This window comes from Nostocoides sp. HKS02, from assembly GCF_009707485.1.
GTDB lineage: Bacteria > Actinomycetota > Actinomycetes > Actinomycetales > Dermatophilaceae > Pedococcus.
Genome location: NZ_CP046121.1, coordinates 2,289,583 through 2,315,127, shown reverse-complemented (window position 1 = coordinate 2,315,127; position 25,545 = coordinate 2,289,583). Strand labels below are relative to the sequence as shown.

At 71.1% G+C, this 25,545-nt stretch carries 27 protein-coding genes and 1 pseudogene; 19 read left to right on the top strand and 9 right to left on the bottom strand.

The features are described from left to right. Window positions 1–28: 28 nt before the first annotated feature. A complete protein-coding gene (locus GKE56_RS11110) occupies window positions 29–694 on the bottom strand; it encodes a TrkA family potassium uptake protein (RefSeq protein WP_230208909.1) in 666 nt (221 codons plus the stop codon). A gap of 100 nt (window positions 695–794) precedes the next feature. Here GKE56_RS11110 and GKE56_RS11105 point away from each other — a divergent pair. The 5 genes and pseudogenes from GKE56_RS11105 (at window position 795) to GKE56_RS11085 (ending at window position 5,421) form a co-directional block, all read left to right on the top strand. Continuing rightward, window positions 795–1,992 (top strand): annotated as a pseudogene (locus GKE56_RS11105) (acetoin utilization protein AcuC). A gap of 172 nt (window positions 1,993–2,164) precedes the next feature. Further along, window positions 2,165–2,365: a helix-turn-helix domain-containing protein gene (locus tag GKE56_RS11100; RefSeq protein ID WP_154684594.1), complete on the top strand. Its 201-nt coding sequence runs from the start codon at window positions 2,165–2,167 to the stop codon at window positions 2,363–2,365. Window positions 2,366–2,573: 208 nt separating this feature from the next. Continuing rightward, on the top strand, window positions 2,574–2,672 hold the full coding sequence (locus GKE56_RS11095) for a 30S ribosomal protein bS22 (protein WP_003792170.1): 99 nt from the start codon (window positions 2,574–2,576) through the stop codon (window positions 2,670–2,672). Window positions 2,673–2,908: 236 nt separating this feature from the next. Continuing rightward, window positions 2,909–3,958 (top strand): NAD-dependent epimerase/dehydratase family protein, encoded by a 1,050-nt coding sequence (locus GKE56_RS11090; protein WP_154684593.1) that lies wholly within the window; start codon window positions 2,909–2,911, stop codon window positions 3,956–3,958. Further along, entirely contained in the window at window positions 3,958–5,421 is a 1,464-nt protein-coding gene (locus tag GKE56_RS11085) for a lysophospholipid acyltransferase family protein (RefSeq protein ID WP_154684592.1), read from the top strand. Before GKE56_RS11090 ends, GKE56_RS11085 begins: the two co-directional genes overlap by 1 nt. A gap of 20 nt (window positions 5,422–5,441) precedes the next feature. On the opposite strand, the gene GKE56_RS11080 is transcribed toward GKE56_RS11085, so the two are convergent. After that, window positions 5,442–6,662, bottom strand: a complete 1,221-nt coding sequence (locus GKE56_RS11080) for a DUF5667 domain-containing protein (RefSeq protein WP_154684591.1) — start codon at window positions 6,660–6,662, stop codon at window positions 5,442–5,444. A gap of 111 nt (window positions 6,663–6,773) precedes the next feature. Further along, complete coding sequence (locus GKE56_RS11075; RefSeq protein ID WP_154684590.1) at window positions 6,774–7,391, bottom strand: sigma-70 family RNA polymerase sigma factor; 618 nt, start codon at window positions 7,389–7,391, stop codon at window positions 6,774–6,776. A 310-nt stretch (window positions 7,392–7,701) separates the two neighbouring features. On the opposite strand from GKE56_RS11075, the gene GKE56_RS11070 reads away from it, so the two are divergent. The 6 genes from GKE56_RS11070 to hemB all read left to right on the top strand — a co-directional run bounded on the left by GKE56_RS11070 (window position 7,702) and on the right by hemB (window position 13,834). Next, complete coding sequence (locus GKE56_RS11070; protein ID WP_370518385.1) at window positions 7,702–7,950, top strand: glutaredoxin family protein; 249 nt, start codon at window positions 7,702–7,704, stop codon at window positions 7,948–7,950. A 149-nt stretch (window positions 7,951–8,099) separates the two neighbouring features. Continuing rightward, on the top strand, window positions 8,100–8,789 hold the full coding sequence (locus tag GKE56_RS11065; RefSeq protein ID WP_154684589.1) for a redox-sensing transcriptional repressor Rex: 690 nt from the start codon (window positions 8,100–8,102) through the stop codon (window positions 8,787–8,789). Continuing rightward, window positions 8,786–10,093 carry a glutamyl-tRNA reductase gene (locus GKE56_RS11060; protein ID WP_154684588.1) on the top strand — a complete coding sequence of 436 codons (1,308 nt, stop codon included), beginning with the start codon at window positions 8,786–8,788 and terminating at the stop codon, window positions 10,091–10,093. Before GKE56_RS11065 ends, GKE56_RS11060 begins: the two co-directional genes overlap by 4 nt. Further along, window positions 10,090–11,205 carry a hydroxymethylbilane synthase gene (gene hemC, locus GKE56_RS11055; RefSeq protein WP_154684587.1) on the top strand — a complete coding sequence of 372 codons (1,116 nt, stop codon included), beginning with the start codon at window positions 10,090–10,092 and terminating at the stop codon, window positions 11,203–11,205. Before GKE56_RS11060 ends, hemC begins: the two co-directional genes overlap by 4 nt. After that, a complete protein-coding gene (locus GKE56_RS11050) occupies window positions 11,202–12,842 on the top strand; it encodes a uroporphyrinogen-III synthase (RefSeq protein ID WP_370518384.1) in 1,641 nt (546 codons plus the stop codon). The genes hemC and GKE56_RS11050 overlap by 4 nt, the downstream gene beginning before the upstream one ends. Continuing rightward, the gene (gene hemB, locus GKE56_RS11045; RefSeq protein ID WP_154684586.1) at window positions 12,842–13,834 is read left to right on the top strand and encodes a porphobilinogen synthase; all 993 of its coding nucleotides are present in this window, start codon (window positions 12,842–12,844) and stop codon (window positions 13,832–13,834) included. Before GKE56_RS11050 ends, hemB begins: the two co-directional genes overlap by 1 nt. A 125-nt stretch (window positions 13,835–13,959) precedes the next feature. Here the strand turns inward: hemB and GKE56_RS11040 are convergent, their stop codons facing one another. Beyond that, a complete protein-coding gene (locus GKE56_RS11040) occupies window positions 13,960–14,493 on the bottom strand; it encodes a YceI family protein (RefSeq protein ID WP_154684585.1) in 534 nt (177 codons plus the stop codon). A gap of 113 nt (window positions 14,494–14,606) precedes the next feature. On the opposite strand from GKE56_RS11040, the gene GKE56_RS11035 reads away from it, so the two are divergent. The 8 genes from GKE56_RS11035 to GKE56_RS11000 are packed head-to-tail and all read left to right on the top strand — an operon-like array spanning window position 14,607 to window position 21,438. Further along, window positions 14,607–15,134, top strand: coding sequence for a MarR family winged helix-turn-helix transcriptional regulator (locus GKE56_RS11035; protein WP_154684584.1), 528 nt, complete (start codon window positions 14,607–14,609; stop codon window positions 15,132–15,134). Between the two features lie 55 nt (window positions 15,135–15,189). Further along, on the top strand, window positions 15,190–16,536 hold the full coding sequence (hemL, locus tag GKE56_RS11030) for a glutamate-1-semialdehyde 2,1-aminomutase (protein ID WP_370518383.1): 1,347 nt from the start codon (window positions 15,190–15,192) through the stop codon (window positions 16,534–16,536). Beyond that, window positions 16,533–17,180 carry a histidine phosphatase family protein gene (locus GKE56_RS11025; RefSeq protein WP_154684582.1) on the top strand — a complete coding sequence of 216 codons (648 nt, stop codon included), beginning with the start codon at window positions 16,533–16,535 and terminating at the stop codon, window positions 17,178–17,180. Before hemL ends, GKE56_RS11025 begins: the two co-directional genes overlap by 4 nt. After that, window positions 17,177–17,788: a TlpA disulfide reductase family protein gene (locus tag GKE56_RS11020; protein ID WP_230208908.1), complete on the top strand. Its 612-nt coding sequence runs from the start codon at window positions 17,177–17,179 to the stop codon at window positions 17,786–17,788. The genes GKE56_RS11025 and GKE56_RS11020 overlap by 4 nt, the downstream gene beginning before the upstream one ends. A gap of 12 nt (window positions 17,789–17,800) precedes the next feature. After that, window positions 17,801–18,553 (top strand): cytochrome c biogenesis CcdA family protein, encoded by a 753-nt coding sequence (locus GKE56_RS11015; protein WP_154684581.1) that lies wholly within the window; start codon window positions 17,801–17,803, stop codon window positions 18,551–18,553. Continuing rightward, the gene (locus GKE56_RS11010; RefSeq protein ID WP_370518382.1) at window positions 18,554–20,149 is read left to right on the top strand and encodes a cytochrome c biogenesis protein ResB; all 1,596 of its coding nucleotides are present in this window, start codon (window positions 18,554–18,556) and stop codon (window positions 20,147–20,149) included. Beyond that, the gene (gene ccsB / locus GKE56_RS11005; protein WP_154684580.1) at window positions 20,146–21,144 is read left to right on the top strand and encodes a c-type cytochrome biogenesis protein CcsB; all 999 of its coding nucleotides are present in this window, start codon (window positions 20,146–20,148) and stop codon (window positions 21,142–21,144) included. Before GKE56_RS11010 ends, ccsB begins: the two co-directional genes overlap by 4 nt. Window positions 21,145–21,147: 3 nt before the next feature. Beyond that, on the top strand, window positions 21,148–21,438 hold the full coding sequence (locus tag GKE56_RS11000) for a DUF4229 domain-containing protein (protein ID WP_154684579.1): 291 nt from the start codon (window positions 21,148–21,150) through the stop codon (window positions 21,436–21,438). Between the two features lie 6 nt (window positions 21,439–21,444). On the opposite strand, the gene GKE56_RS10995 is transcribed toward GKE56_RS11000, so the two are convergent. The 5 genes from GKE56_RS10995 to GKE56_RS10975 all read right to left on the bottom strand — a co-directional run bounded on the left by GKE56_RS10995 (window position 21,445) and on the right by GKE56_RS10975 (window position 25,500). Continuing rightward, complete coding sequence (locus GKE56_RS10995) at window positions 21,445–22,329, bottom strand: 1,4-dihydroxy-2-naphthoate polyprenyltransferase (protein WP_154684578.1); 885 nt, start codon at window positions 22,327–22,329, stop codon at window positions 21,445–21,447. Window positions 22,330–22,386: 57 nt separating this feature from the next. Further along, window positions 22,387–22,647, bottom strand: coding sequence for a PLDc N-terminal domain-containing protein (locus GKE56_RS10990; RefSeq protein WP_230208907.1), 261 nt, complete (start codon window positions 22,645–22,647; stop codon window positions 22,387–22,389). Beyond that, window positions 22,644–23,756, bottom strand: a complete 1,113-nt coding sequence (gene menE, locus GKE56_RS10985) for an o-succinylbenzoate--CoA ligase (RefSeq protein ID WP_154684577.1) — start codon at window positions 23,754–23,756, stop codon at window positions 22,644–22,646. The genes GKE56_RS10990 and menE overlap by 4 nt, the downstream gene beginning before the upstream one ends. A gap of 184 nt (window positions 23,757–23,940) precedes the next feature. After that, window positions 23,941–24,498 (bottom strand): hypothetical protein, encoded by a 558-nt coding sequence (locus GKE56_RS10980; RefSeq protein WP_154684576.1) that lies wholly within the window; start codon window positions 24,496–24,498, stop codon window positions 23,941–23,943. 393 nt (window positions 24,499–24,891) lie between these two features. After that, window positions 24,892–25,500 carry a DUF6318 family protein gene (locus GKE56_RS10975; RefSeq protein WP_154684575.1) on the bottom strand — a complete coding sequence of 203 codons (609 nt, stop codon included), beginning with the start codon at window positions 25,498–25,500 and terminating at the stop codon, window positions 24,892–24,894. Between the last annotated feature and the right edge of the window lie 45 nt (window positions 25,501–25,545).

Below are 25,545 nucleotides of genomic sequence, written 5' to 3'. Positions count from 1 at the left end.
AGTCGGCCCTCACGACACCCTCAGGACGCTAGGGGCGCGAGGCGAGCCGGTCGAGCAGGTCCGTGGGCCCACTGACGATGAGCGTGTCGTGAGCCGTGACCTTCGTCTCCGGCACGGCATACGTGAAGTCCTCGCCGGGTGACTTCACGCCCACGACGGTCACGCCGTACTTGCTGCGGATCGCGCTCTGCTTGAGCGTGAAGCCGATCGCCTCCTGCGGGGGCTTCATCTTGACGATGGCGAAGCCGTCGTCGAACTCGATGTAGTCCATCAGCTTGCCGTTGAGCAGGTGGGCCACCCGCCGACCGCTCTCGGCTTCGGGCGAGACGACGTGGTGGACGCCGATGCGGTCGAGGATGCGGGCGTGTTCGGGGGAGATGGCCTTGGCCCAGATGGTCGGTATGCCGGCGTCCACGAGGTTCATCGCGCAGAGCACCGAGGCCTCGACGGAGGATCCGATGCCGACGACCGCGAGCTGGTAGCTGCGGGCCTTGAGGTTGGCGACGGCCTGCGGCGTGCTGGCGTCGGCCTGGACGATCCGGGTGACCTTGCCGAGGAACGACTCGGCCAGCACGGGGTCGCGCTCGACGGCGACGACGTGATGGCCCAGTCGTTGGAGCTCGACGGCGACGGCGCTGCCGAACCGGCCGAGGCCGATGACGAGGACGTCGTCCTCGTAGAGCTTCTTTGCCACAACCGTCCTCCGGGCCGACGTTGGTGAGACCAGCACGCTACCGCGTCCGCGCAGGGGGCTCGGCTGTCGTGGCCGGACTCCCACCGGTACCGTGCCGGACATGCCCTCACAGGTGCGGGTGGTCTGGGACCACGCCTTCACTGCCTACGACTTCGGGCCCGGCCACCCGATGAGCCCGGTCCGGCTCGACCTGACCGCGCGGCTGTGTGAGGCGCTCGGGGTCTTCGACGGCGGCGACGTCGAGGTCGTCGCGCCTGCGGTCCCGAGTGACGACATCCTGACCACGGTGCACGACCCCGCCTACGTCGATGCCGTGCGCGCGGCCTCGTCAGATCCTGCGGATGCCGACGCGAGCCGCGGGCTCGGCACCGAGGACGACCCGGCCTTCCGCGGCATGCACGAGGCCAGCGCCCGGGTCGCCGAGGGCACCCGGCAGATGTGCGCCGACGTCTGGGAGGGGCGCACCCGCCACGGGGTGAACTTCTGCGGTGGGCTGCACCACGCCATGCGCGGCAACGCGTCGGGGTTCTGCATCTACAACGACATCGCGGTGGGCATCCAGTGGCTGCTCGACCACGGGGCGCGTCGGGTCGCCTACGTCGACGTCGACGTCCACCACGGCGATGGCGTCGAGCGGATCTTCTGGGACGACCCCCGGGTCCTGACCGTCTCGCTGCACGAGTCGGGTCGTGAGCTGTTCCCCGGCACCGGCTTTCCCGGCGACCTCGGTGGGCCCGGCGCCGAGGGGGACCGCCGTGAACGTCGCGCTGCCACCCGGCACCGGCGACTCGGCCTGGCTGCGGGCCCTGCACTCCACGGCGCTGCCGGTGGTGCGCGCCTTCAAGCCCGACGTGCTCGTCACCCAGCACGGCTGCGACACCCACGCGCAGGACCCGCTCGCCCACCTGGCGCTCTCGGTCGACGCCCAGCGCGGCGCGGCCGACGCACTGCACCGGCTGTCCCACGAGGTGTGCGACGGTCGGTGGGTGGCCCTCGGCGGCGGCGGCTACGAGGTGGTCGACGTCGTGCCGCGGACGTGGACCCACCTGACCGCGATCGCGGCCCACCGACCCATCCCGCTGACCACCGCTGTGCCGCAGGACTGGCTGGACTTCGTGCGCCAGCGCTATGGCCGCGAAGGCCCTCGCCGGATGGGTGACCTCAACCCCGCCGACGGGCCGATCTGGCACCAGCCTTGGGACCTGGGGTACAACCCCCACAGCGCGGTCGACCGAGCCATCATGGCGACCCGCGAGGCGGTGTTTCCGTGGCACGGACTGGACGTGTGGTTCGACTGACGTCGCGGTGATTTCGCAGGTCGTCACGGCGTGTCGGCTGGACATCGGCCAAGAAGTTTCGCCATTGACTTCCCCACGAGTCACATGAGCCCCTACAGTTCCTTCTGCACGAGCGTAGAGGTCCGCCGGAGGGGAAGCCGGCGATGCGCGCGTGTAGAAGATCGAGGTAATCATGTCCAACGAGCGACAGCTCGCCGAGGTGCGGTTCCTGACCGTCGCCGAGGTGGCCTCGATCATGCGCGTGTCGAAGATGACGGTGTACCGGATGGTGCACGCAGGAGAGCTTCCCGCAATCCGCGTCGGGCGGTCCTTCCGGGTTCCGGAGGACGCCGTGCACAAGTACCTGCACACGTCGTACGTCGACACCGCATGATGGTGTGCTGACCGCACTGCGAAGGGCGGGCCCGGACGACAGTCCAGGCCCGCCCTTCGCGCGCCCGCCGGGGCGCCCGGCGCCGCCGCGTCATACCGGCGGGTTTGGGCTGTGGGCCGCTGGGCCGCTAGAGTGACGTCCACTGTTCGGCGTGGTGCGTTGGTTCGTTGCCCCGTCCGGCAACACGACCACCACACAAGAGGACACCATGGGCTCTGTCATCAAGAAGCGTCGCAAGCGCATGGCGAAGAAGAAGCACCGCAAGCTTCTTCGCAAGACCCGCCACCAGCGTCGCAACAAGAAGTGACCGAAGGCCCCCGCCATGCGGGGGCCTTCTGTCTTTCCCTGCACGCGGGGTCTTTCCAGGCGCACGGGGTCTTTCCAGGCGCACGGTGTGACGAGCGCCGCGTCCACGGGCTGGCCCGCACGGCGCACCGCAGGGGAGCCGCTGGGTAGGGTGGCATCGGTCGCGAGGACCGCGGCCACCATGATCCTGGTGCCCCCTGCTGACCCCGCCCATGCTGTTGACCCTCGGGAGAGACTGTGGCTGATGTCGTCCTCGTGACCGGCGTCTCCCGCTATCTGGGCGGCCAGTTCGCCCGGGCCCTCACGAACGACCCATCGGTCAGCCGCGTCATCGGGGTCGACGTGATCCCGCCCACCCACGACATCGGCCGCGCCGAGTTCGTGCGTGCGGACATCCGCAACCCGATGATCGGCAAGATCATCGCGCAGTCCGACGTGGACACCGTCGTGCACATGAACGTCATCGCCACCCCCACGAATGCCGGCGGACGCACCTCCCAGAAGGAGATCAACGTCATCGGCACGATGCAGCTGCTCGCTGCGTGCCAGAAGGCCCCCAGCATCCGGCGGCTGGTCGTGAAGTCGTCGGCGGCGGTGTACGGCTCGAGCCCGCGCGACCCGGCGATGTTCACCGAGGACATGGGCCCCAAGTCCCTGCCACGCACCGGGTTCGGCAAGGACTCCGTCGAGGTCGAGGGCTACGTGCGCGGCTTCTCCCGGCGCCGACCCGATGTCGAGCTCTCGGTGCTGCGGTTCGCCAACATCATCGGCCCGGGCATCCGCACCTCGCTCACGGACTACTTCGCCCTCCCCGTCATCCCGGTGCCGTTCGGCTACGACGCCCGCCTCCAGTTCGTCCACGAGACCGACGCCCTCGGCACATTGCTGGCGGCCACGACCGGTCCGTCGACCGGCATCACGAACATCGCGGGAGACGGCGTCATCACCGTGAGCCAGGCGGCAGCGATCGCGGGCCGCGCGGTGATCCCGTTGCCGATGCCCGCGGCGGGGCTGTTCGGTGCGGTGCTCAAGCGCGCCGGCCTGGCCGACTTCAGCAGCGACCAGGTCCAGTTCCTCGCCTACGGCCGGGGACTCGACACGACGCGGATGCGCGAGGTGCTCGGGTACGAGCCCGAGTTCACCACCCGGGCGGCCTTCGAGGACTACGTGCGGGGCATCGGGTCGGTCCTGCCCGGCAGTGCCGCGCTGGGCTCCGCCGTATCGGGTGTCGCAGGCACGGCGGCCAACGCAATCGGCCACGTGTGGGCCGCAGGGAGGAATGACTGATGGCCGCCAGCTCGGGCGCATCGCGCACCACCAAGGCCGCGACGACGGCCAAGACGGCCAAGACGGCCAAGACGGCCAAGACGGCGAAACCGCGCAAGACGGGGGCGCTGGCCGCGGGTGCGGCGCGGGCGTCGGGGGAGCGCGCGAAGCGGCGCAGCACGCCGCTGCTGGCCGGCGCAGGCCCCACCAGCACGACCCCCAGCCCGACCACCCGCACGACCCCCAGCACGACCCCCAGCACGACCCTCAGCACGACCCCGACCGGCACGACCCCGACGTCGGACCGGCCCACCCGCTCGGCCAAGCACCGCCCCCAGCCGGTGGCGAAGGCCGTGCCGACCACCAAGACCGTGGCTCGCTCGGGAGCACGCACGACCCGCCCGGCCCGAGCCGCGCGGACCGTCCGGCCCGTGCGTGATGCGAGGTCCGCGGCCACGCCGGCCACCCGGCATACAGACGTGCGCCCCGTCCGTGCCCTCCAGGCCGTCGGCGACGAGGTACCCGCCGCGCAGGAAACACCGCCGGCGTCGACGCGGCGCAGCATCGCCCCGGGGATCGAGGAGCTGCTCACCGCCGGGATCGCCGCCGTGCGGGTCGCCGCCGAGGCCGCTGGCATCTCCGCGGACGATGTGGAGCGCCACCTCGCCTCGACCTTGTCGTTCGTGCGCAGGCGACTGACCGGCGACTACATCGTCGACGAGTTCGGCTTCGACGAGGACTTCACGACCAGCTTCTACCTGCCCGTGCTGCGACCGCTCTACCGCTCGTGGTTCCGGGTCGAGGTGCGGGGCATCGAGAACATCCCGAGCGAGGGTGGTGGCCTCGTCGTGGCCAACCACTCGGGCACCATCGCCATGGACTCGCTGATGACCCAGGTGGCCGTGCACGACGAGCACCCGGCGCATCGGCACCTGCGCATGCTCGGGGCCGACCTGGTGTTCCAGACCCCGGTGATCGGCAATGTCGCCCGCAAGTCCGGTTCGACCCTGGCCGCCAACCCCGACGCCGAGCGACTCCTGTCGAGCGGGGAGCTCTGCGGCGTCTGGCCCGAGGGGTTCAAGGGTGTCGGAAAGCCCTTCACCGAGCGCTACAAGCTGCAGCGGTTCGGCCGTGGCGGGTTCGTGTCCGCGGCGCTGAAGACCGGCGTTCCCATCATCCCGTGCTCGATCGTGGGTGCCGAGGAGATCTACCCCATCATCGGCAACATGAAGGCCGTGGCGCGGCTGTTCGGCGCCCCGTACGCCCCGATCACACCGACCTGGCCGTTGCTCGGTCCGTTGGGGCTGATCCCGTTGCCGAGCAAGTGGATCATCGAGTTCGGGTCGCCCGTCGAGACCGCGCACCTCGGGCCGGGAGCTGCCGACGACCCGATGCTGGTCTTCGACCTCACCGACCAGGTGCGCGAGACGATCCAGCAGACGTTGTACTCACTGCTCATGCAGCGGCGGTCGGTCTTCTTCTGACCGACGTTCTGACCGACGCGTCAGGGCAGGGTGATCGTGGTGCCGGGCAGCGTCGTCGACAGCAGCGTGGAGCTCGGCAGCGTGACCCGGATGCCCCCGGTGCCGAGGGACACCGATGGCGCCGGCAGCTTGAGGGTGCTCGACACGAGTGGCACGGTCGCCGTCACCGAAGGCACCTGCACGCCGACCCCGCCGGTGCCCAGGCTCGCGCCACCGCCTCCGGCGGAGACCACGCCACCCGCCGGGGCGCTCACATGGGGCAACGGTGCGCCCCCACCGGCGCCGCCGGTGATGGCGGTGGAGGGGACGGTGATGGTCGTTCCGTCGGCACCCACCGCGCCAGGGCTCCCGAGGCTGCCGGATCCGGACTGGGCCGACGGGTTCGTGCCGGCTGGGTTCGTGCTCGCTGGCCCCGGCAGGGATGCCGGGTTGTAGGCGCTGGGAACGAGGGTGGCGCACGGTGCCCCGCAGGCCGCCAGCCGCCGCTGCGCGGCCTGTTGGCTGTCCTGCAGGAGCGCCTCGAGCCGGCCGACGAGCGGCAGCGACCCGGCCGGAGCCTCGGCACGCAGCACCTCGACCTGCGGCAGGGCGCGCGCGGTGAAGTCGCGCATGGCGAGCAGAGCCTGCGGGTTGCCCGTCGCGGCATACGACCGGTCCAGCGCGCGCTGGCCACCCTGGACACTGTCGATGGCCTGCTGCACCGCGACGTTGACGTCGTCGGCGCTCGGGCTGCCGCCGGGGCGCTCGACCACCGAGCGCGCGTCGGAGATGTGCTCCTGGGCCTGGGTCAGGTAGGTCTGGCCGCGGTCGAAGTCGCTGTCGGCCAGGCGCACGGCGACGTTGTCGAGCCAGCTCTTCACGGGGTAGAGGCTGTCGCCGGGGACCGAGCCGCGTGAGGCGACGCCGACCACGGCGCCGACGAGCAGCGCCGACGCCACCGCACCGGCCAGCGCGCGAGGCAGGCCATGACCGACGACCACGACGACGGGAGTGGGTCGGGCGGACGCGCGACGCTCGGCGCGGGACCTGGCCGCGGCGGGGCTCGGGGTCGGCAGGCTCGCGGCCTCGGTCATGAGGCGGGTGCGCAGCGCCGCGACGAACGCGGGGTCCGGGCTGGGACCGGGGCGGGCCGTGCGCAGCTGGTCTGCGGTCGTGAGCAGGCTGGACAGCTGGGTGTCGCTGGTGGGCTGGCCCTCGAGGGCGCGCTGGAAGGCGTCTGCCCTGCGGTTCAGCACGGGCATGGTGACACCTCCCTGCTCAGTTGTTGCGGCACCGCGTGAACGGCCTTATGCGGTGAGAACGAGCGGTCCGGACGGAAGTTACGCGCCGATCCGTAGCGAAATGCGAAGTGGTCAGAGCTCGACATCGGCCAGCTCCCGGTGCAGGGCGCGGACGGCGCGGAGCTGGAGCTGTTTGACCGCGCCCTCGGACTTGCCGAGCACCTTGGCGGTCTCGGAGAGGCTGAGCCCCTGCAGGAACCGCAGGACCACGCACTCGGCCTGCTCCGGCTTGAGGCCCTTCACGGCGGCGAACAGGCGTTCGTTGCGCAGCCGGTCGAGGACCTCGGTGTCGGGTGCGTCGATCCGCTGGTCGGCGTCGAGCATGTCGGCGGTCGTGACCTCCATGCGGAACCGCGCCGACTTGGCGTTGTCGGTGATGAGGTTGCGGGCGATCGTCACGAACCACGCCGCGATGTCGCGGCCCTGCCACGAGAAGGAGTCCATCCGGCGCAGCGCCCGCAGGAACGTCTCCGAGGTGAGGTCCTCGGCGAGCTGCTGGCTGCCGACCCGGACGTAGATGTAGCGGTAGACGACGTCGACGTAGCGCTCGTAGAGCATGCCGAACGCCTCGGAGTCGCCGCGCTGGGCCAGTTCGACCAGCGCCGAGATCCGCTCGAAGTCCTGGGGGGCCTCACCGGGGCCGAAGCCCGCTCGCGCGGCGGTGCTGCCGTCGCGGTCGCCCCCGGGCATGGTCTCCGCGTACTGCTCAGCCTCGCCGGCGAGGCTGGAGCAGTACGCGCAGCGTGGCCAGGAAGTCGGTGGTGGCCGCTGCGAGTCCGTAACCCCGCGAGGAGCCCGTCGTTGTGCCTGCTGAGGTCACCAGGGCAGGACGCAGGACCGCGAGAGGGCTCGCGGTGCTGACGGTTGCGGGTATCCGGATGGTGACCTCCTGACCGTGACAGTTTCCCCGAATTTCTCCCCTTTGTCAGGAGACCTGCGCCACACCGCACCTGCCGGCAGGGGTATGCCGCGCCCCGGGTGCCCGGCATACAGTGAGGTGGTGCCTGTTTCCCTGCCTCGGGTGACGCTGATCGCCAAGCCCGGCTGCCACCTCTGCGACGACGCGCGAGCGGTCATCGAGCGCGTCACCGCAGACCTCGGGGTGGGCTGGGTGGAGCACTCCATCGCGGACGAGCCCGCGCTCGCGGAGCAGTACTGGGAGCAGATCCCGGTGACCCTGGTCGACGGTCGCCAGCACGACTACTGGCGGGTCGACGAGGCCCGGCTGCGAGCCGCCCTGGGGGGCTGAGCCAGCCTGCACCGTGACGTGGGTCACGCCCGTGGCCCAGCGGTCGCTTGTGACTTTGTGCATCGGTTCACAAAAGCGTAATCTGACGGGGCTCCCGTCCGCTCCAGCCAGGTGCGGGCTGCCCTGGAACAGAAGGAGCCCAAGAGACCGTGTCTGCCGATCCGAGCACCCGTCGGGGCGTCCCCGACGCCACGGTCGCCCGGCTCCCCGAGTACCTCCGGGCCCTGACGGGTTTCGCCGAGCGGGGCATCGCGTCGGTCTCGTCGGAGGAGCTGGCCGCCGCTGCCGGTGTGCGCAGCGCCAAGCTCCGCAAGGATCTCTCCCACCTGGGTTCCTACGGCGTGCGGGGGGTGGGCTACGAGGTCGACCACCTCGCCTACCAGATCTCCCGCGAGCTCGGGCTGACCCAGGACTGGCCCGTGGCCATCATCGGCATGGGAAACCTCGGCCATGCGCTGGCGGCCTACAGCGGGTTCGCGACGCGAGGATTTCGGGTCGTCGCGCTGCTCGACCAGGACCCCGGCCTGCACAGCCAGCTGATCGCTGGGCTGCCGGTGCTGCCGATGGACGCCCTGGCCGGCCTGGTGGCCGAGCAGGGGCTGGCCATCGGGGTCATCGCGACTCCCGCCGCGTCCGCCCAGTCGGTGTGCGACCAGCTCGTGGCGGCGGGCGTCCGCTCGATCCTCAACTTCGCACCCTGTGTGCTCGTGGTGCCGGACGACGTCGACGTGCGCAAGGTCGACCTGTCCACCGAGCTGCAGATCCTCGCGTTCCACGAGCAGCGCAGGGCCTTGGCCGAGGGAGACCTCGCGTCGATCGCGACGGCGGTGGCCCGATGAGCCTGGTGATTCTGGGGCTGTCCCACCACACCGCCCCCCTGCCCCTGCTCGAGTCGATGTCGCTCGACCCGGCCGGCCGCGCCGCGCTCGCCGCGAGCCTGACCCGGCGCGAGAACCTCTCCGAGGCCATCGTGGTCTCCACCTGCAACCGCACCGAGGTGTATGCCGAGTCCCTCACCTTCCACGGCGCGGTCACCGACATCGCCGAGGCCCTGACCGAGGTGACTGGTGTCGCACCCGACGAGCTGCGTGAGCACCTCTACGTCCACTACGAGGACCGCGCCATCGCCCACGCCTTCACGGTCGCCTGCGGGCTCGACTCCATGGCGGTCGGTGAGGCCCAGATCCTCGGGCAGATGCGCACCGCGCTGCGCGAGGGCCAGCGCGCCGGTCAGGTCGGCCCGGCCCTCAACAGCCTGTTCCAGCAAGCCCTCCGGGTGGGCAAGCGCGCCCACACCGAGACCGGTATCGACGCCGTGAGCGTCTCGCTGGTCGAGGCGGGACTGGCCCGCGCCGAACGCGAGCTCGGGTCGTTGAGCAGGCTCGACGTGCTCGTCGTCGGTGCCGGTGCCATGAGCTCGCTCGCCGCCACGACGGTCACGCGGGTCGGCGCCCGCAGCATCACCGTGGTCAACCGCACGCTGGCCAAGGCCACCCGGCTCGCCGAGCGCGTCGGCGGGGCGGCCCGCCCCCTGGGCGAGCTGCCGGCGGCGCTCGCCGGCGCCGATGTCGTCATCTCCTGCACCGGTTCGACGGGGGTCGTGGTCGACCTGGCCGGGGCCGGCGACGCTCAGGTGGCGCGTGGCGGCCGCCCGCAGGTCTACATCGACCTCGCGCTGCCCCACGACGTGGCCCCCGAGGTCGACTCCCTGAGTGGCGTCAGCGTCGCAGGGCTCGCCGCACTCGGCGACCAGCTCTCCGGTGGCACCACGCCGCCGCAGGTGCAGGAGGTCGCCGACCTCGTCATCGGTGAGGTCGCGGCATACCTCACGGCCCGTGCGGCCGAGTCCGTCGCGCCGACAGTGGCCGCGCTGCGGTCCCACGCGGCAGACGTGGTCGCCGCTGAGCTCACCCGCCTCGACCAGCGCCTGCCGGACCTCGACGAGCAGACGCGCGCCGAGGTCCAGCTCGCGGTGCACCGCATCGTCGAGAAGCTGCTCCACACCCCCACCGTGCGGGTCAAGGAGCTGGCGGTCGGGGGGCAGGGCGACGACTACGCCCAGGCCCTGCGCCAGCTGTTCGACCTGCGCCCCGGCGAAGCCGTCACCGCCCTGGTGCCCCCCGAGCGAGGTGGTCTGGCGTGAGCGCCGTCCTGCGACTCGGCACCCGCCGCAGCACGCTGGCCACGACCCAGTCCGACTGGGTGGCCGACCTGTTGCGGGCCCGGGGTCACGAGGTGGAGCTCGTCGAGATCGTCACCGAGGGCGACACCTCCAGCGCGCCGCTCAGCTCGCTGGGCGGGACCGGCGTGTTCGCCACCGCACTCCGCCAGGCCCTGCTCGCCGGTGAGGTCGACCTCGCGGTGCACTCGCTCAAGGACCTGCCGACCGCGCCTGAGCCGGGTCTGGTCATCGCTGCCCTGCCGGTCCGCGAGGACCCCCGCGACGTGCTGGTCAGCACGTCTGGTGCGGGTCTTGGTGAGCTCGGTGACGGCGCCGTCGTCGGCACCGGATCACCGCGCCGGGTGGCCCAGCTCGCCGCGCTCGGCCTCGGGCTGGAGTTCAAGGACATCCGGGGCAACGTCGACACCCGGATCGGCTTGGCCCGCGAGGGCGCCGTCGATGCCGTGGTCCTCGCCCGCGCCGGGCTTGCCCGCCTCGGGCGCCTCGACGACGCCGCCGAGGTCCTCGACCCGCTGCAGATGTTGCCTGCCCCCGGGCAGGGAGCGCTGGCGGTCGAGTGCCGCTCCGACGACCAGGTCACCATTGAGCTCCTGCGGGCGCTCGACGACCCCGACACCCGCGCGGCGGTGACGGCCGAGCGCGCACTGCTGGCCGCCCTCGAGGCCGGGTGCTCGGCGCCCGTGGGGGCCCTCGCCGAGGTCGTCGAGGGCGACGACGGCCTCGAGCTGTCGCTCCGCGCCTTTGTCGGCGCAGTCGACGGGTCGTTCGACCTGCGTCGCTCCCTCGTCGGCCCCGTGGGTCAGGCCGAGGCCATCGGCCAGCGCCTGGCGGCCCTGCTGCTCGAGGACGGTGCCGACTCCCTGGTCGCCCCCTCGTCGTCGGTCTCATCGTCCGCCTCGTCCTCGTCCTCGTCCTCGTCGCGACCCTCGTCGTCGTCCTCGTCGCGACCCTCGTCGTCGCCCGAGGCCGACCACGCGCGCTGGCGCCCAGACCCAGCCGGGGCGACCGGAGACCATCCGCTCGCCGCCCCCGACCGCAGCCCAGCACCCAACAGCACGGAGCGTGCACTGTGAGCCCCTCGCGCTCGACCACCACCACTGCCACCACCACCCCCAAGCCCGGCCGCCAGCCCGGCCGCGTCGCCTTCGTCGGCGCCGGCCCCGGCGATGCCGGCCTGATGACCGTGCGGGCGGTCGAGTTCCTCGCCGCCGCGGACGTCGTCGTGATCGACCAGGTCGCCCGTGAGGGCGTCGTGGCCAGGTACTGCCGCCCCGACGTCGAGATCGTCGACGCCGGGCACGGCGACCACGGTCAGCCGCTGACCCACGCGATGCGGGCCAAGCTCGTCGTCAAGGCTGCCAAGGCTGCTCGCGGCGGACTCGTGGTGCGCCTCATGGACGGCGACCCGGGCACCTTCAACGGGCTCGCCGAGGAGGCGCTGGCCTGCCACAAGGCCGCGATCGGCTTCGACGTCGTCCCGGGGGTGAGCGCGGTCTCCGCAGTCCCGGCATACGCCGGCATCCCGCTGACGTCGAGCAGCTCGCCCGCGGTCCACGTGATCTCCGCGAACGACCGCGCAGTCGACTGGTCGGCCTCGGTCGCCGAGTCGGTGACCGTGGTGCTGCTCGGACCCCCTGAGGACCTCGCGGTCGCGCTCGGCAAGCTGCTCGCGGCTGGCCGCACCGCCGACACCCCGGTGGCGCTGACCGAGAAGGGCACGACCATCGGGCAGTCCACGCGGGTCTCCACGCTCGGCCAGGTCGCCAAGGTCATGAAGAGCGTCGAGTTCCCGGCCCTGGCCGTGGTGGGGTCGACCGTCGCGCTGCGCGAGAACCTCTCGTGGTTCGAGACCAAGCCGCTGTTCGGATGGAACGTCCTGGTGCCCCGCACCAAGGAGCAGTCGGGCACGACGATCGCCCGGCTGGAGTCCTATGGCGCGACTGCCGAGGTCGTCCCCACGATCTCCGTCGAGCCGCCGCGCACGCCCCAGCAGATGGAGCGCGCCGTCAAGGGTCTGGTGACCGGACGCTACGAGTGGATCGGTTTCACCTCGGTCAACGCCGTCAAGGCCGTCCGTGAGAAGTTCGAGGAGTTCGGGCTCGACGCACGGGCCTTCGCCGGGCTCAAGATCGCCGCTGTCGGCGGGGTCACGGCCGAGGCGCTGCGCGAGTGGGGCATCGTGCCCGACCTCGTGCCGTCGGGTGAGAACTCCGCGAACGGGCTGCTGGCCGACTGGCCGCCGTTCGACGAGGTGCTCGACCCCATCAACCGGGTCTTCCTGCCGCGCGCCGACATCGCCACCGACACCCTGGTCGCGGGCCTGCAGGAGATGGGCTGGGAGGTCGACGACGTCACGGCATACCGCACCGTGCGCGCGGCGCCGCCCGCCGCGCACATCCGCGAGGCCATCAAGGGCGGCCAGTTCGACGCGGCCGTGTTCACCTCGTCCTCGACGGTGCGCAACCTCGTCGGGATCGCCGGCAAGCCGCACCCGTCGACGGTGATCGCCTGCATCGGTCCGGCTACCGCCAAGACCGCCGAGGAGCACGGGCTGCGGGTCGACGTGCTCGCGCCCGAGGCCTCCTCCGACGCCCTGGTCGACGCGCTCGCCGACTTCGGGCTGGGCCTGGCGACTGCGGCCGCCGAAGCCGGTGATACCGTGGTGCGGCCGAGCGCCAAGAAGACGTCCTCGCGGCGCCGGGCCAAGTAGTGACCGACGCGCGTAGGCCGACGGGGCCGGTCATCCGGCCTCGTCGGCTCCGGCAGTCGCCAGCGATCCGCCGGCTCGTCGCCGAGACCCGGCTGCACCGCGCCGAACTGGTGCTGCCGGTGTTCGTCCGCGAGGGCATCACGTCGCCCGTGCCGATCACGGCCATGCCGGGCGTGGTCCAGCACACCGTCGAGACCCTGGTGACCGAGGCAGTCGCTGCGGCCGACGCGGGCATCGGCGGGATCATGCTGTTCGGGGTGCCATCGGCCAAGGACGCCGTGGGCTCCGGCGCCGACGACCCCGACGGTATCCTCAACGTTGCCCTGCGTGCGGTGGCCGATGCGGTCGGCGACCGGCTCGTCGTCATGGCCGACCTCTGCCTCGACGAGTTCACCGACCACGGCCACTGTGGGGTGCTCGACGACGCCGGGCGGGTCGACAACGCCGCCACCCTCGAGCGGTATGCCGCGATGGGCCTCGCCCAGGCTCGTGCCGGTGCCCAGGTCCTGGGGCTGTCAGGGATGATGGACGGCCAGGTGGCCTACGTGCGCGCCGCGCTCGACGCGCAGGGCTTCACCGACACCCTCATCCTCGCGTATGCCGCGAAGTACACCTCGGGGTTGTACGGCCCGTTCCGCGAGGCGGTCCAGTCCTCGCTGGAGGGCGACCGCGCGACGTACCAGCAGGACCCGGCCAACGCCACCGAAGCGCTGCGCGAGCTGGAGCTCGACATCGCCGAGGGTGCCGACATCGTCTTGGTCAAACCCGCTATGCCGCACCTCGACATCGTCGCCGCCGCGGCTGCCATGTCGCCCGTGCCGGTCGCGGCCTACCAGATCTCGGGCGAGTACTCGATGATCGAGGCGGCCTCGGCCAACGGGTGGATCGAGCGCGACCGGGCGATCCTCGAGTCGCTGCTCAACATCCGGCGCGCCGGCGCGCAGATCATCCTCACCTACTACGCCCTCGACGTCCTCGACTTATTGCCCTGAGTCGACCCCGAGGGGTGGTTTCGACCCCGAAAACGGTGGATTCGGGGCAATAAGTCGGGGTGGGGGCGCGCGAAAGGGGCCGGTTCTTGTCGGAACCGGCCCCCATGCTCACGTCCTGCTCAGACTCAGGCAGTCTTCAGGAGCTGGATGTCGAGGTTGATCTTGATCTTCTCGGAGACGAGCACGCCGCCACCCTCGAGGGCGACGTTCCACTCCAGACCCCAGTCCTTGCGGTTGATCTCGGTCGAGGCCTCGAAGCCGGCCTTCTGGTTGCCCCACGGGTCGGTCGCGACGCCGCCGAAGTCGAGCTCGAACTCGACCGGCTTGGTGACGCCCTTGATGGTGAGGTCGCCCTTGAGGGAGTCCTCGGTGACCTCGGTGGAGGTGAAGCTCATGGTCGGGTTGTTCTCGACGTCGAAGAAGTCCGCGGACTTCAGGTGCGCGTCGCGGTCGGCCGAGCCGGTGTCGACGGAGCCAAGCTGGGCAACGGCGCTGACCTGCGAGTCGGCGATGGACTCGCCCACCTTGACCGTGCCCTCGAACTCCTTGAACTGGCCGCGGACCTTGGTCACCATCAGGTGGCGTGCGACGAAGCCGAGCTCGCTGTGCGCGGGGTCGACGGTCCAGGTGCCAGCGGGGAGGTCGGTGATGCGTGCCATGGTGTCTCCTAGGGGTTGCTGCGCCGGGACTCTCCCGATCGCTTCGTCCCCTTCAACATAGCAGGCATCATTTATATTTCAACTAATCGTGAGGGGTGCCATACTTCACCCCCATGAGCACCTCCTCAGCCGAGCCGCAGTGGCTCAGCGACGACGAACAGCGGGCCTGGCGGGCCTACCTGCGGGGGAGCCGGCTCATCGAGGAGGCTCTCGACCGCGACCTGCAGTCCCACGGGGTGCAGCTGACGGAGTACGAGATCATCTCGATGCTCTCGGAGTCGCCGGGGCGCAGGCTGCGGATGTCGAGCCTGGCCGACCTCGTCGTGCAGTCGCGCAGCCGGTTGACCCACACGGCAAGCCGTCTCGAGCGGCGCGGCTGGGTGGTCCGCGAGGCCTGCCTGGAGGACAAGCGGGGGGTCGAGCTGGTCCTGACGAACGCTGGTTGGGGGGCCGTGCAGGACATGGCCCGGATCCACGTCGAGAGCGTCCGCCGGACGGTCATCGGCAACGTGACCCCCGAGCTGTTCGCCTGCCTGGGCGACGCGATGGACGCCATCCGCTCCGCCCTGGCCCCGGGCGGCGGTGACCACCCCGCCGTCGTCGAGGAAGCCGAGGCGCACGAGGCCGCGTCCTCATCCTGACCCGGCGACCGCCCCGTGCAGTGTGCGCACAGGCGCGGCTGGGAGGATGGCAGGCATGACCGCTGACCACTCGGCCTACCCCTATGCCGCCCCCGCCTCCGAGGCGCTGCTCGAGCGCGCCCTGGCGGTGACTCCGGGCGGGGTGAACTCGCCCGTCCGGGCCTTCCGGGCAGTCGGCGGCACTCCGCGGTTCATGGTCAGCGCCGACGGCCCGTACCTGCGCGACGCGGACGACCGCGAGTACGTCGATCTGGTGTGCTCGTGGGGCCCGATGATCCTCGGCCACGGCCACCCAGCCGTCCGCGCGGCGGTGGCGGGGGCCGCTGCCAAGGGCTTCTCGTTCGGCACGCCGAGCGAGAACGAGGTCGCGCTCGCCGAGGAGATCGTGCGGCGGGTCGACCCCGTGGAGCAGGTCCGGCTGGTCTCCAGCGGCACCGAGGCGACCATGAGCGCGATCCGGCTGGCGCGCGGCTACACCGGTCGCTCGCTCATCGTGAAGTTCGCCGGCTGCTACCACGGCCACGTCGACTCGCTCCTCGCGCAGGCGGGCTCGGGCGTGGCGACGTTCGCCCTGCCCGACTCGGCCGGCGTCCCCAAGGAGATGGCCGCCGAGACGATCGTGCTGCCCTACAACGACCTCGCAGCGGTCGAGGCGGCCTTTGCCGAGCGGGGTCATGACATCGCTGCCGTGATCACCGAGGCCTCGCCGGGCAACATGGGCGTCGTCCCACCGGCGCCCGGGTTCACCGAGGGCTTGCGCCGGATCACGGCCGCCCACGGGGCCCTGCTCATCTCCGACGAGGTGATGACCGGCTTCCGCTGCTCGGCCAGCGGGTGGTTCGGCCTCGAGGGGCCGTATGCCGCCGGCGAGCCTGACCTGTTCACCTTCGGCAAGGTGATGGGTGGCGGGTTCCCGGCCGCGGCCTTCGGCGGTCGCGCCGACGTGATGGCCCTGCTCGCGCCGCTCGGCCCGGTCTACCAGGCAGGCACCCTCTCGGGGAACCCGGTCGCCACTGCCGCCGGCCTCGCGACGCTGACCCAGTGCACCCCCGAGGTCTACGCCCGACTCGGCTCGGTGGCCGACACCCTCACCGCATCGCTGACCGAGCACCTCACCGCCGCGGGCGTCCCCCATGTCATCCAGCGCGCGGGGAGCATGTTCAGCGTCTTCTTCCGAGAGGACCCTGTGCACGACTACGACGACGCTCGCGCGCAGTACGTCCCCGCCTTCGCCGCGTTCTTCCACTCGATGCTGAGCCAGGGCGTCTACCTGCCGCCCAGCGCCTTCGAGTCCTGGTTCGTCAGCGCCGCCCACGACAGTGTTGCGGTCGAGCGCATCGTGGCCGCCCTCCCGGCGGCGGCGTCGGCGGCCGCCGCGGCGTTTGCGACAATCGACAGGTGAAGACGCCCACCCGCACCGTCGTGCACCTGTTGCGCCATGGTGAAGTGCACAACCCCGAAGGCGTGCTCTACGGCCAGCTCGTCGGGTTCCACCTGTCCGACCTCGGCCACGAGATGGCGCGGGTCGTCGCCAACCACCTGGCCGACCACGACGTGACCCAGGTCGTCGCGTCCTCGCTGCAGCGCGCCCAGGAGACGGCCACCCCGGTCGCCGAGGCCCACGGCATACCGATCACCACCGACGACCGGGTCATCGAGGCCGCGAACGTCTTCGAGGGGGTCCGCGTCGCCGGCATGACGCCCAGGGCGTTCGTCCATCCGCGGCACTGGTCCAAGCTCACCAACCCGCTGCGGCCGTCCTGGGGCGAGCCGTACGCCGAGATCGCCCAGCGGATGGCCGCGGCCATCGACGACGTGCGGGCGGCGGCGCGCGGCCACGAGGCCGTCATCGTCTCGCACCAGCTGCCGATCTGGACCGTCCGCAACGCGCTCATGGGCAAGCGGTTGTGGCACGACCCGCGCAAACGGGAGTGCCGACTCGCGTCCCTCACGACCCTCACCTACCTCGGCGACGACCTCACCTCGGTGACCTACTCCGAGCCCGCCGCCGGCCTCCTCGCGCAGTCCGTCGGAGGCACCAGGTGAGCGCGTCTCGTATGCCGCGTGCGCTCGCGCTGCTCGCTGCCCCGCTCCTCGTGTTCGCGGTGTCCGCCCTCGGGGCGTGCTCGCAGGACCCGAACAGCATCGCCGCGCAGGCCAAGGACGGCAGCCGCAAGGGGTACATCTCCGGCGACGGAGCGGTCGAGGCCATCGCTGCCGACAAGCGTGGCAAGCCGGTCGACCTCAAGGGAACGACGCTGACCAACCAGCCGTGGTCGGTGAAGGATGCCGCCGGCAAGGTCGTCGTCCTCAACGTCTGGGCCTCGTGGTGCGGGCCCTGCCAGGCCGAGGCGCCGGAGCTGGAGAAGACGTGGACGTCGTTCTCCACCTCGGGCAAGCCGGTGGTGTTCATGGGCATCAACACCCGCGACAACCCCGCGTCTGGCGTGGCCACGGCGGCCCGGCACGGCCTCACCTACCCCTCCCTCAACGACGAGTCCGGGCTGCTCATCCTCGACCTGCAGGGCAAGGTCTCCTCGCCTCCGACGACCCTGGTCCTCGACACCACCGGCCGCATCGCGGCGCGGGTCAACGGCCAGGTCACCGCATCGACCCTGACCGGGCTCGTCGACGACGTCCTGACGAAGGGCTAGGCCCGATCCCCGATGACTGCTGACGTCACCGACACGGTGAACTCTGGCGCGCTTCCCGTCGCGCTCGCCGTCGCCATGCTCGCCGGGATGGTGTCGTTCGCCTCGCCGTGCGTGCTGCCCCTCGTCCCCGGCTTCCTCGGCTACGTGACCGGGCTGTCCGACGAGTCGCTCGAGCAACGCAAGCGGCACCGGATGGTGGTCGGGGCGCTGCTGTTCGTCATCGGGTTCAGCGTGGTGTTCATCCTGACGACCGCGTTCCTCGCCGGTATCGGTGCAGCGCTGGTGGTCCACCGCGACGTGCTCATGCGGCTCGGCGGGGTGCTCGTGATCCTCATGGGTCTGGTCTTCGTCGGCGCCGGGTCCCAGCGGGAGCTCAAGCTGCACCGCCGCCCGGCGTCGGGTCTGGCGGGCGCGCCGCTCCTGGGAGCCTTGTTCGGCCTGGGTTGGGCCCCGTGCACGGGCCCGACCCTGGGCGCTGTCACCATCCTCGCGACGACCAGCTCGAGCCAGTCGGCCGTCACCCGCGGCATCATCCTGGCGGTCGCGTACTCCCTCGGGCTGGGCGTGCCGTTCCTGGTCATCGCCGCGGCATACGAGAAGTTCGGTGCGGTCTCGACGTTCCTGCGCAAGCGGCAACGCGGCATCCAGCTGTTCGGCGGGGCGCTGCTCCTGGCGATCGGGCTCATGCTCGTCACCGGAGTGTGGGAGAGCTGGACCCACTGGCTCCAGACCGCGCTGGTCGACGGATTCGTGACGGTGGTCTGAGTGACTGTCACGAAGACCGCGTCGGCGCCCGACCCGACGACGCAGCCACCGCTCGACACGATCGGCTGGCTGCGCTGGATGTGGCGTCAGCTCACGAGCATGCGCACGGCGCTGTTCCTGCTGCTGCTGCTGGCGATCGGCGCCCTGCCCGGGTCGATCTGGCCCCAGCGGAGCATCGACCCCGCGCGCACCGCCGACTACATCGCCCAGCACACCACGCTCGGGCCGTGGCTCGACAAGTTCGGGTTCTTCGAGGTCTACGCCTCGCCGTGGTTCGCCGCGATCTACCTCCTGCTGTTCATCTCGCTCGTCGGCTGTGTCCTGCCACGCAGCCGGGTGCACTGGCGGGCGCTCCGCTCGACGCCACCGCGCGCCCCGCAACGCCTCGAACGCCTCGGTGTGCACGCCCAGGCTGAGGTCGATGCCGAGCCCGACGCCGTGCTCGACGCTGCGCGAGAGGTGCTGCGGCGCAAGCGTTTCCGAGTGCACGCCCATGATGGTGGGTCGGTCAGCGCCGAGAGCGGGTACCTCAAGGAGACCGGCAACCTCCTCTTCCACCTGTCGCTCATCGGCGTCATCGTCGGCGTCGCCATCGGGCACCTGTTCGGCTGGAAGGGCGACGTCATCGTCCCGGTCGGAGAGACCTTCGCCAACACCCTGTCGCGCTACGACACCTTCGCGCCGGGGCCGTGGGTGAACTCTGAGAACCTCTCGCCGTTCACCATCACGGTGAACGCCCTCGACGCGACCTTCGAGGAGACCGTCACCGGGCGTGGCCAGTTCGGGCAGCCACGCGACTTCACTGCCCACGTCACCGCGACCGCGACCCCGGGTGCCACCCCGACCACGACCATCATCAAGGTCAACGACCCCCTCGAGATGGACGGCGCCGGCGTCTTCCTCCTCGGCAACGGCTACGCACCGGTCGTCACGGTCCGCGACGCCAAGGGCACCCCGGTCTTCAGCGGGCCGGTGCCGTTCCTCGCCCAGGACAACAACTACAAGTCCGTCGGCGCCATCAAGGTGCCGGGCGCACAACCCCAGCAGCTGGGCTTCTCGGGCCTGTTCCTGCCCACGGCGATCATCGACAAGAACCTCGGGCCGTCGTCCGCCTTCCCGGACGACAAGAACCCGGCCCTGGCGCTGACCCTCTTCGAGGGCGACCTCTTCCCCGGCGGGCGTCCGCAGTCGGTCTACACGCTCGACACCTCGAAGCTGACCCAGGTCAAGGCCACCAACGGGCAGCCCCTGCGGATCTGGCTCCAGCCGGGCAAGACCTTCGTGCTGCCGGGCGGACGCGGCTCGATCACGTTCGACCGGGTCGACCGCTTCGCCGGGCTCTCGGTGCGCCACGACCCCGGCAAGTTCATCACCCTCGGCGCGGCCCTGGCAGCCTTGGCCGGCCTCATCGGCACGCTGGTCATCAAGCGGCGCCGGGTGTTCGTCCGGGTTTCCCCTGCCGCCGACCGGGGCCGTACCGTGGTGTCCGTCGGCGGCCTCGCCAAGGGCGACGACGAAGGACTTCACGAGGTGGTCGAGGAGGTCCTCGCCGCCGTGCAGGCACGATCGGCCACCAGATTGGACCGCAGACCATGACCAACGAGACCCTCGCCGGGTACGCCAACCTCAGCCTCTACTCGGCGATGGCCGTCTTCACGCTCGCCATGCTGTGCCACGCGTTCTACCTCGCGGGCCTGCTGCCGGCTCGCGACCGCGTCGCTGCCCGCGCCGAGACGCCGGCGGTGGAGCGTGACCGCGAGCTCGTGGGTGCGGGGGCGCCCACCGACGGCGCAGGCGAGGCACCCGGTATGCCGGCGGCGCGGCATACCGAGCAGGAGGTCCCGTTGCGGGCCCGCAAGGCCGCCGGCATCGCCTCGACCACCACGTGGCTGGGTGGCCTGCTGCTGCTGCTGTCGATCGTGCTGCGTGGCCTGGCCGTCGACCGGTGGCCGCTGGGCAACATGTTCGAGTTCGCCGTGATGGGGTCGATGTTCACCTCCCTCGCGTACTGCATCTGGTCCACCCGCCGCGACCTGCGCTGGCTGGGGCTGTTCATCACCGGGCCGGTGCTGCTCGTGCTCGGCATGGCGGTTGCCGTCTGGTACACCCAGGCCGCCGAGCTCATGCCGTCGCTCAGGAGCTACTGGCTGGTCATCCACGTGACGGTGGCCGTGCTGTCCACCGCGGTGTTCACCCTCGGCGCCGCCGCCAGCGCGGTCTACCTGATCAAGGACGCGCTCCAGCGCTCTGGTCGGCCGAGCCTGCTCGACCGGTTCCCCGAGACGACGAGCATCGAGCGCACTGCCTACGGCCTGTACGTCGTCGCGTTCCCGCTGTGGACCTTCACCCTCATCGCCGGCGCCATCTGGGCCCGCCAGGCCTGGGCCTCGTACTGGAACTGGGATCCCAAGGAGGTGTGGACGTTCGTGATCTGGGTGGTCTACGCCGCCTACCTGCACTCGCGCGCCACGAGCGGCATCTCCCGCCAGACCGCCAACTACATCGCGCTGGCGGGTTACGCCTGCCTCATCGTCAACTTCGCCGTGGTCAACGTCTTCTTCGTGGGCCAGCACTCCTACTCGGGGCTGTAGGCCATGCTGCGTTACTCCGTCCTGCGCCTGCTGATCTTCTTCGGCGTGCTCTCCCTGCTGTGGCTGCTCGGTCTGCGCAGCCGCGAGCAGGAGATCCCGCTGCTCGCGCTGAGCGCGCTGATCTCGATGGTGTTGTCCTACTTCGTGCTGGCGCGGTTCCGCGAGGAGACGGCGCGGCAGCTGGCGGCGGCGGTCGAGCGCCGGGCCGAGGCCAAGCGCGTCAAGGCGGGCGAGTCCGACGAGGCCGCTGAGGACACCGAGGCCGACGGCGGCAGTCCGTCGCAGTACCGCTGAGGCTGCTTACTGCCCCGCGGGGCTGATGACGACGCCGACCGCCAGCAGCACGGCATACGCCACCTCGAACAGGCCCGTGGCGGCGAGCAGCGGCACCAGCGCCGCACCGGTGGCGCGAGCACGGAGCACCTGCACCGGCTTCCACAGCAGGGCCAGGGCCAGCAGGGCGATGAGCGCGAACGGGTAGTCGACGGCGACCACCAGCACCATGACCGCGGCCACCGCGACCAGCAGCAGGTAGAAGGCGCGGGTGCGGGTGTCGCCGAGCCGGACGGCCAGGGTCAGCTTGCCGCTCTCGCGGTCGGTCGGGATGTCGCGCAGGTTGTTGACCACGAGGATGGCTGAGGCGATCGCGCCGACGCCCACCGCACCGGCGACACCGGCACGGGTGACCTGGTGGGTCTGCGTGTAGAGCGTGCCGAGGGTGGCCATCAGCCCGAAGAAGACGAAGACGTAGACCTCGCCGAGGCCCCGGTAGCCGTAGGGGTTCGAGCCCCCGGTGTACTTCCACGCGGCCACGACGGCCAGCGCTCCGAGCGGGATCATGATCCAGGCCTGGCTCAGCGCGACCAGGGCGAGTCCCACCAGCCCGGCGAACCCGAAGAACGCGAACGCCATGAGCTTGACGTTGTCGGGGTTTGCGAGGTGCTGGCCGACGAGCCGGACCGGTCCGACCCGCTCGCCGTCGGTGCCGCGGATGCCGTCGGAGTAGTCGTTGGCGTAGTTGACGCCCACCTGGAGGCCCAGGGAGACCAGGAGCGCGAGCAGGCCGAGGCCGAGGTTGGCCTTGTCCAGGGGTGCTGCGGCGGCGGTGCCGATGATGACGGGGGCGACTGCGGCGGGGAGGGTGCGCGGGCGGGCGCCGGCGATCCACTGGGCGGGGGTGGCCATTCGGGGTGCTGTTCTCGTTCTGTCGACGGTGGCTGGAGCTGGCTGGGCGACTAGAGCCTACGGAGGAAGTCTGGGTCGTCGTCGGGGCCACGCGGGGCGCCGGGAGGGTGAGTTGGGCCACCCCGACCGGGTCGCGGTCGCTGCGGGCGACCGGCCATCAGCCACGCGATGGACCCCACGAGCGGGAACAAGCAGGATGAGCAGCACCCACACGACCCTCGGCAGTCCGCGGACGGCGCGGTCGTCGGTCTGGACGCAGTCAACAACCGCGTAGATGGTCAGCGCGATCGTCAGCAGCCACGGGAGCAGCCGGATCATGGCTCCATCGTGTCATGCGTCGCCAAGGCCTCGCGGAGCGCCCTTCGGTCCGGCTTGCCAGGGCCGCGCAACGGCAGGACCTCGAGGACCACGAGACGTCGAGGCAGCGCGTGATCAGGCAGTATGCCGCGCAGCACCGTCCGTGCGTCGCTCGCCGTGGGTGCCGCGGCACCGGCCCGCACCGTCACTGCGGCGGCGACCAGCTCACCCCACTCGGGGTCAGGGGTCCCCACCACGACCACCTCCTCGACGGCGTCAAGGTGCTCGAGCAGCGCCTCCTCGACGAGCCGGGGTGAGACCTTGAGTCCGCCCGTGGTGATCAGGTCGTCGAGACGGCCATCGACCCGCCAACGCCCGTCGGCGTCCTGGTGTCCGGCGTCGTCGGTGCGGAACCACCGCAGCCCGTCGGCGTCGGTGACGAACACCGCTGCGCTGAGGTCGGGCTGGCCGAGGTAGCCGCTGGCCAGGGTCGCGCCACCCAGGTGCAGCCGCCCGTCCGGGGCAGTGCTCACCCGGCTGGGTCGCAGCGGCACCCCGTCGTAGACGCAGCCACCTGCCGTTTCGCTCATGCCGTAGGTCGTGACCACCGTGATCCCGGCGTCGCGGGCGTGGGTGAGGAGAGTGGGGCTGCTGGCCGCGCCACCGACGAGGACCGCGTCGAGGGTCGCGGCCGCACGGGTCGCGTGGTCGTCGGCCAGCACCCGGACGAGCTGCGTGGGGACGAGCGCTGTGTAGCGGCGGTCGCCCGGCAGGGCCGTCACGGCCTCGGCGAAGGCCGCTGGCCGGAAGCCCGAGGTGAGATCGACGAAGGCGGGCTGGGTGTCGGCGGCGATGCAGCGCAGCATCACCTGGACTCCGGCGATGTGGTGCGGCGGCATCGCGAGCAGCCAGGTTCCGGGCCCACCCAGCCGCTCATGGGTGGCGTCGGCGCTCGCGCGCAGTGCGCTGGCCGGCAGCATCGCCAGCTTCGGTGTGCCGGTCGAGCCCGACGTGCCGACGACCAGGGCCGTGCCGTCGTCAGGGGAGATTCTGTCGGGGAGTGGCGGGGCCGCGCTGCCCGCGGCATACGGGAGAGCGGCGAACTCGCCGTCGAGGGCTCGTCGGAGCAGGGGGGATCGCGGATGCGGCGCGGGGACCGGGCTCGATCGCCAAGGGCCGCAGGGTGGTCACGCTGGTCAGGCTAGCCCGTGGCTCCGCAGACGACCGGGGTGGCTCGTGGGCAGCATTCTCCGTGTCATGACCCGGACGATGCTGCCCACGAGCGGTCGAGCGATCGTGTGGTCGCCGTCTGGGTCAGTGTGTGACGAGGCGGGCGTGGGCTGATGCGACGTGCAGGGTGGTGACCGGTTCGTTCTGGAGGTCGGCGACGGTGTCGAGGTCGACCCATGGGCCGCCGTTGGCGCGGAACTGGCCGGTGAGGGTGGTGTCGACCCTGACGTGGGCGGCGGCGATCGGGCGGGTGTAGGTATGCCGGATGGCGCCGTCGGGGTAGACCCCGCCGGCGTCGGTGACCGGGCCGGTGCTGGTGCCGTCGCCGAAGTGGTAGTCGTAGGTGTGGGCGGTGACCCGGAACTGGACGGACCAGGTCAGGAGCTGGACGGGTTGGCTGATCTCGCCCGGTTGCAGGCCTGCGTCGTTGGACCAGGTGGCGCGGTAGAAGGTCGGCAGGTTGACGAGGGTGAGGTTGCCGACCGGCTGGATCGAGACGGTCGGGGTGGAGAAGGGCAGCGCCCGGAATGCGCGTTGGATGTCGCCCAGACTCGGCACCGCTGGCGGAGGCGGGACGTCCGCGGGCAGCGCGTCGGCGCCGCAGTACTCACCGACGAGAACCCACGGCGCCGTGGCGGGCACGCGAGCCCGCTGCCACAGCAGGTAGAGCGGTGAGTCGGACGGTGGAGTGCGATACCGGCAGGTCGAAAGCGCATCGGCGCACGTCCCCGCGTCCTCGGATCCGGTGATCGAGCTGACCCGCCGGTACCCGCACGCCAGAACCAGTTGATACTGGTACGCCTCTGCGCTTGCCGCCCCGGCGCGTGCTCCCGTGGTGGGCGTGTCCGGCCCGCCATCTGGACGGGCGCTGTCATGAGCCTCGACTACGGCGCCCTGATTGGTGAAGTGTCCGGCCACACCCTTGCCGGAGCCGTCCGTCCCTGGCGAGGCCGATGCCGATCCGCCTCCAAACAAGCGCCGCGACCACGACTAGGCACGCAGCGAGTGGGTCGCTGATCCGATGCGTGGAGCCCATCAGCGCTTCACCAACAATGCTTCGGTCACCAACCAGCAGGATCCATGCCATGACACGGTGGTTCGCAAAGTCACCTTTTGACTCGGTTCTGACCCGACCACTCGCCCGAGGCTGTCAAGGACGCTGACCGCCTGCTCGTCTATGAGCAGATCGGCCACGTAGCGATCGGGGCTCGATTCCGGACGCACGATCTGTCTGTGGATCGATAGGGACGGACGTTCGTGATGCCGGCCCTCGCCATGAAGGCCGTCTGCCCAGCCCACAAAGACCTTGCACCCTTTGCATTGCGACTCTGTCAACGTGGTCAGGCGCGATGCGTCCGCAGTCACCAGGGCGAGATCCGCCTCTTTGATGAACCACGCCGCGAAGGCTTGGGCGCCTTCCGTGGTGTGCTTGGTCGCTTCGGGTGGGAGCGTGACAGGCGCCGCTGTTGTGGTGGCGCTGATGGGTGTGGCCGGCGGCGAGCTCGCGGTGGTCGCGGTGGTCGTCGTCGCCGTGGTGGTCGGCTGCGGGCCCTGGTTGGCGGGCGGTTGCTCGCTACACGCGCCGGACCCCATCACCGCGACAACCAGCGCGACCAGCGTGACTGTTCTTGACCTGACAGGCATGGTTCAACCCCCTTTGGGTGCCTCCCCCTGGTGGCACTCGGCCCG

Bases quoted from the DNA above. Each gene is read 5' to 3' on its own strand.
- GKE56_RS11100 (WP_154684594.1), top strand. From the start codon at position 2,165: ATGTCCAACGAGCGACAGCTCGCCGAGGTGCGGTTCCTGACCGTCGCC.
- GKE56_RS11095 (WP_003792170.1), top strand. From the start codon at position 2,574: ATGGGCTCTGTCATCAAGAAGCGTCGCAAGCGCATGGCGAAGAAGAAG.
- GKE56_RS11085 (WP_154684592.1), top strand. From the start codon at position 3,958: ATGGCCGCCAGCTCGGGCGCATCGCGCACCACCAAGGCCGCGACGACG.
- GKE56_RS11080 (WP_154684591.1), bottom strand. From the start codon at position 6,662: ATGCCCGTGCTGAACCGCAGGGCAGACGCCTTCCAGCGCGCCCTCGAG.
- GKE56_RS11075 (WP_154684590.1), bottom strand. From the start codon at position 7,391: ATGCCCGGGGGCGACCGCGACGGCAGCACCGCCGCGCGAGCGGGCTTC.
- GKE56_RS11060 (WP_154684588.1), top strand. From the start codon at position 8,786: ATGAGCCTGGTGATTCTGGGGCTGTCCCACCACACCGCCCCCCTGCCC.
- GKE56_RS11040 (WP_154684585.1), bottom strand. From the start codon at position 14,493: ATGGCACGCATCACCGACCTCCCCGCTGGCACCTGGACCGTCGACCCC.
- GKE56_RS11035 (WP_154684584.1), top strand. From the start codon at position 14,607: ATGAGCACCTCCTCAGCCGAGCCGCAGTGGCTCAGCGACGACGAACAG.
- hemL (WP_370518383.1), top strand. From the start codon at position 15,190: ATGACCGCTGACCACTCGGCCTACCCCTATGCCGCCCCCGCCTCCGAG.
- GKE56_RS11015 (WP_154684581.1), top strand. From the start codon at position 17,801: ATGACTGCTGACGTCACCGACACGGTGAACTCTGGCGCGCTTCCCGTC.
- ccsB (WP_154684580.1), top strand. From the start codon at position 20,146: ATGACCAACGAGACCCTCGCCGGGTACGCCAACCTCAGCCTCTACTCG.
- GKE56_RS11000 (WP_154684579.1), top strand. From the start codon at position 21,148: ATGCTGCGTTACTCCGTCCTGCGCCTGCTGATCTTCTTCGGCGTGCTC.
- GKE56_RS10995 (WP_154684578.1), bottom strand. From the start codon at position 22,329: ATGGCCACCCCCGCCCAGTGGATCGCCGGCGCCCGCCCGCGCACCCTC.
- GKE56_RS10990 (WP_230208907.1), bottom strand. From the start codon at position 22,647: ATGATCCGGCTGCTCCCGTGGCTGCTGACGATCGCGCTGACCATCTAC.
- GKE56_RS10975 (WP_154684575.1), bottom strand. From the start codon at position 25,500: ATGCCTGTCAGGTCAAGAACAGTCACGCTGGTCGCGCTGGTTGTCGCG.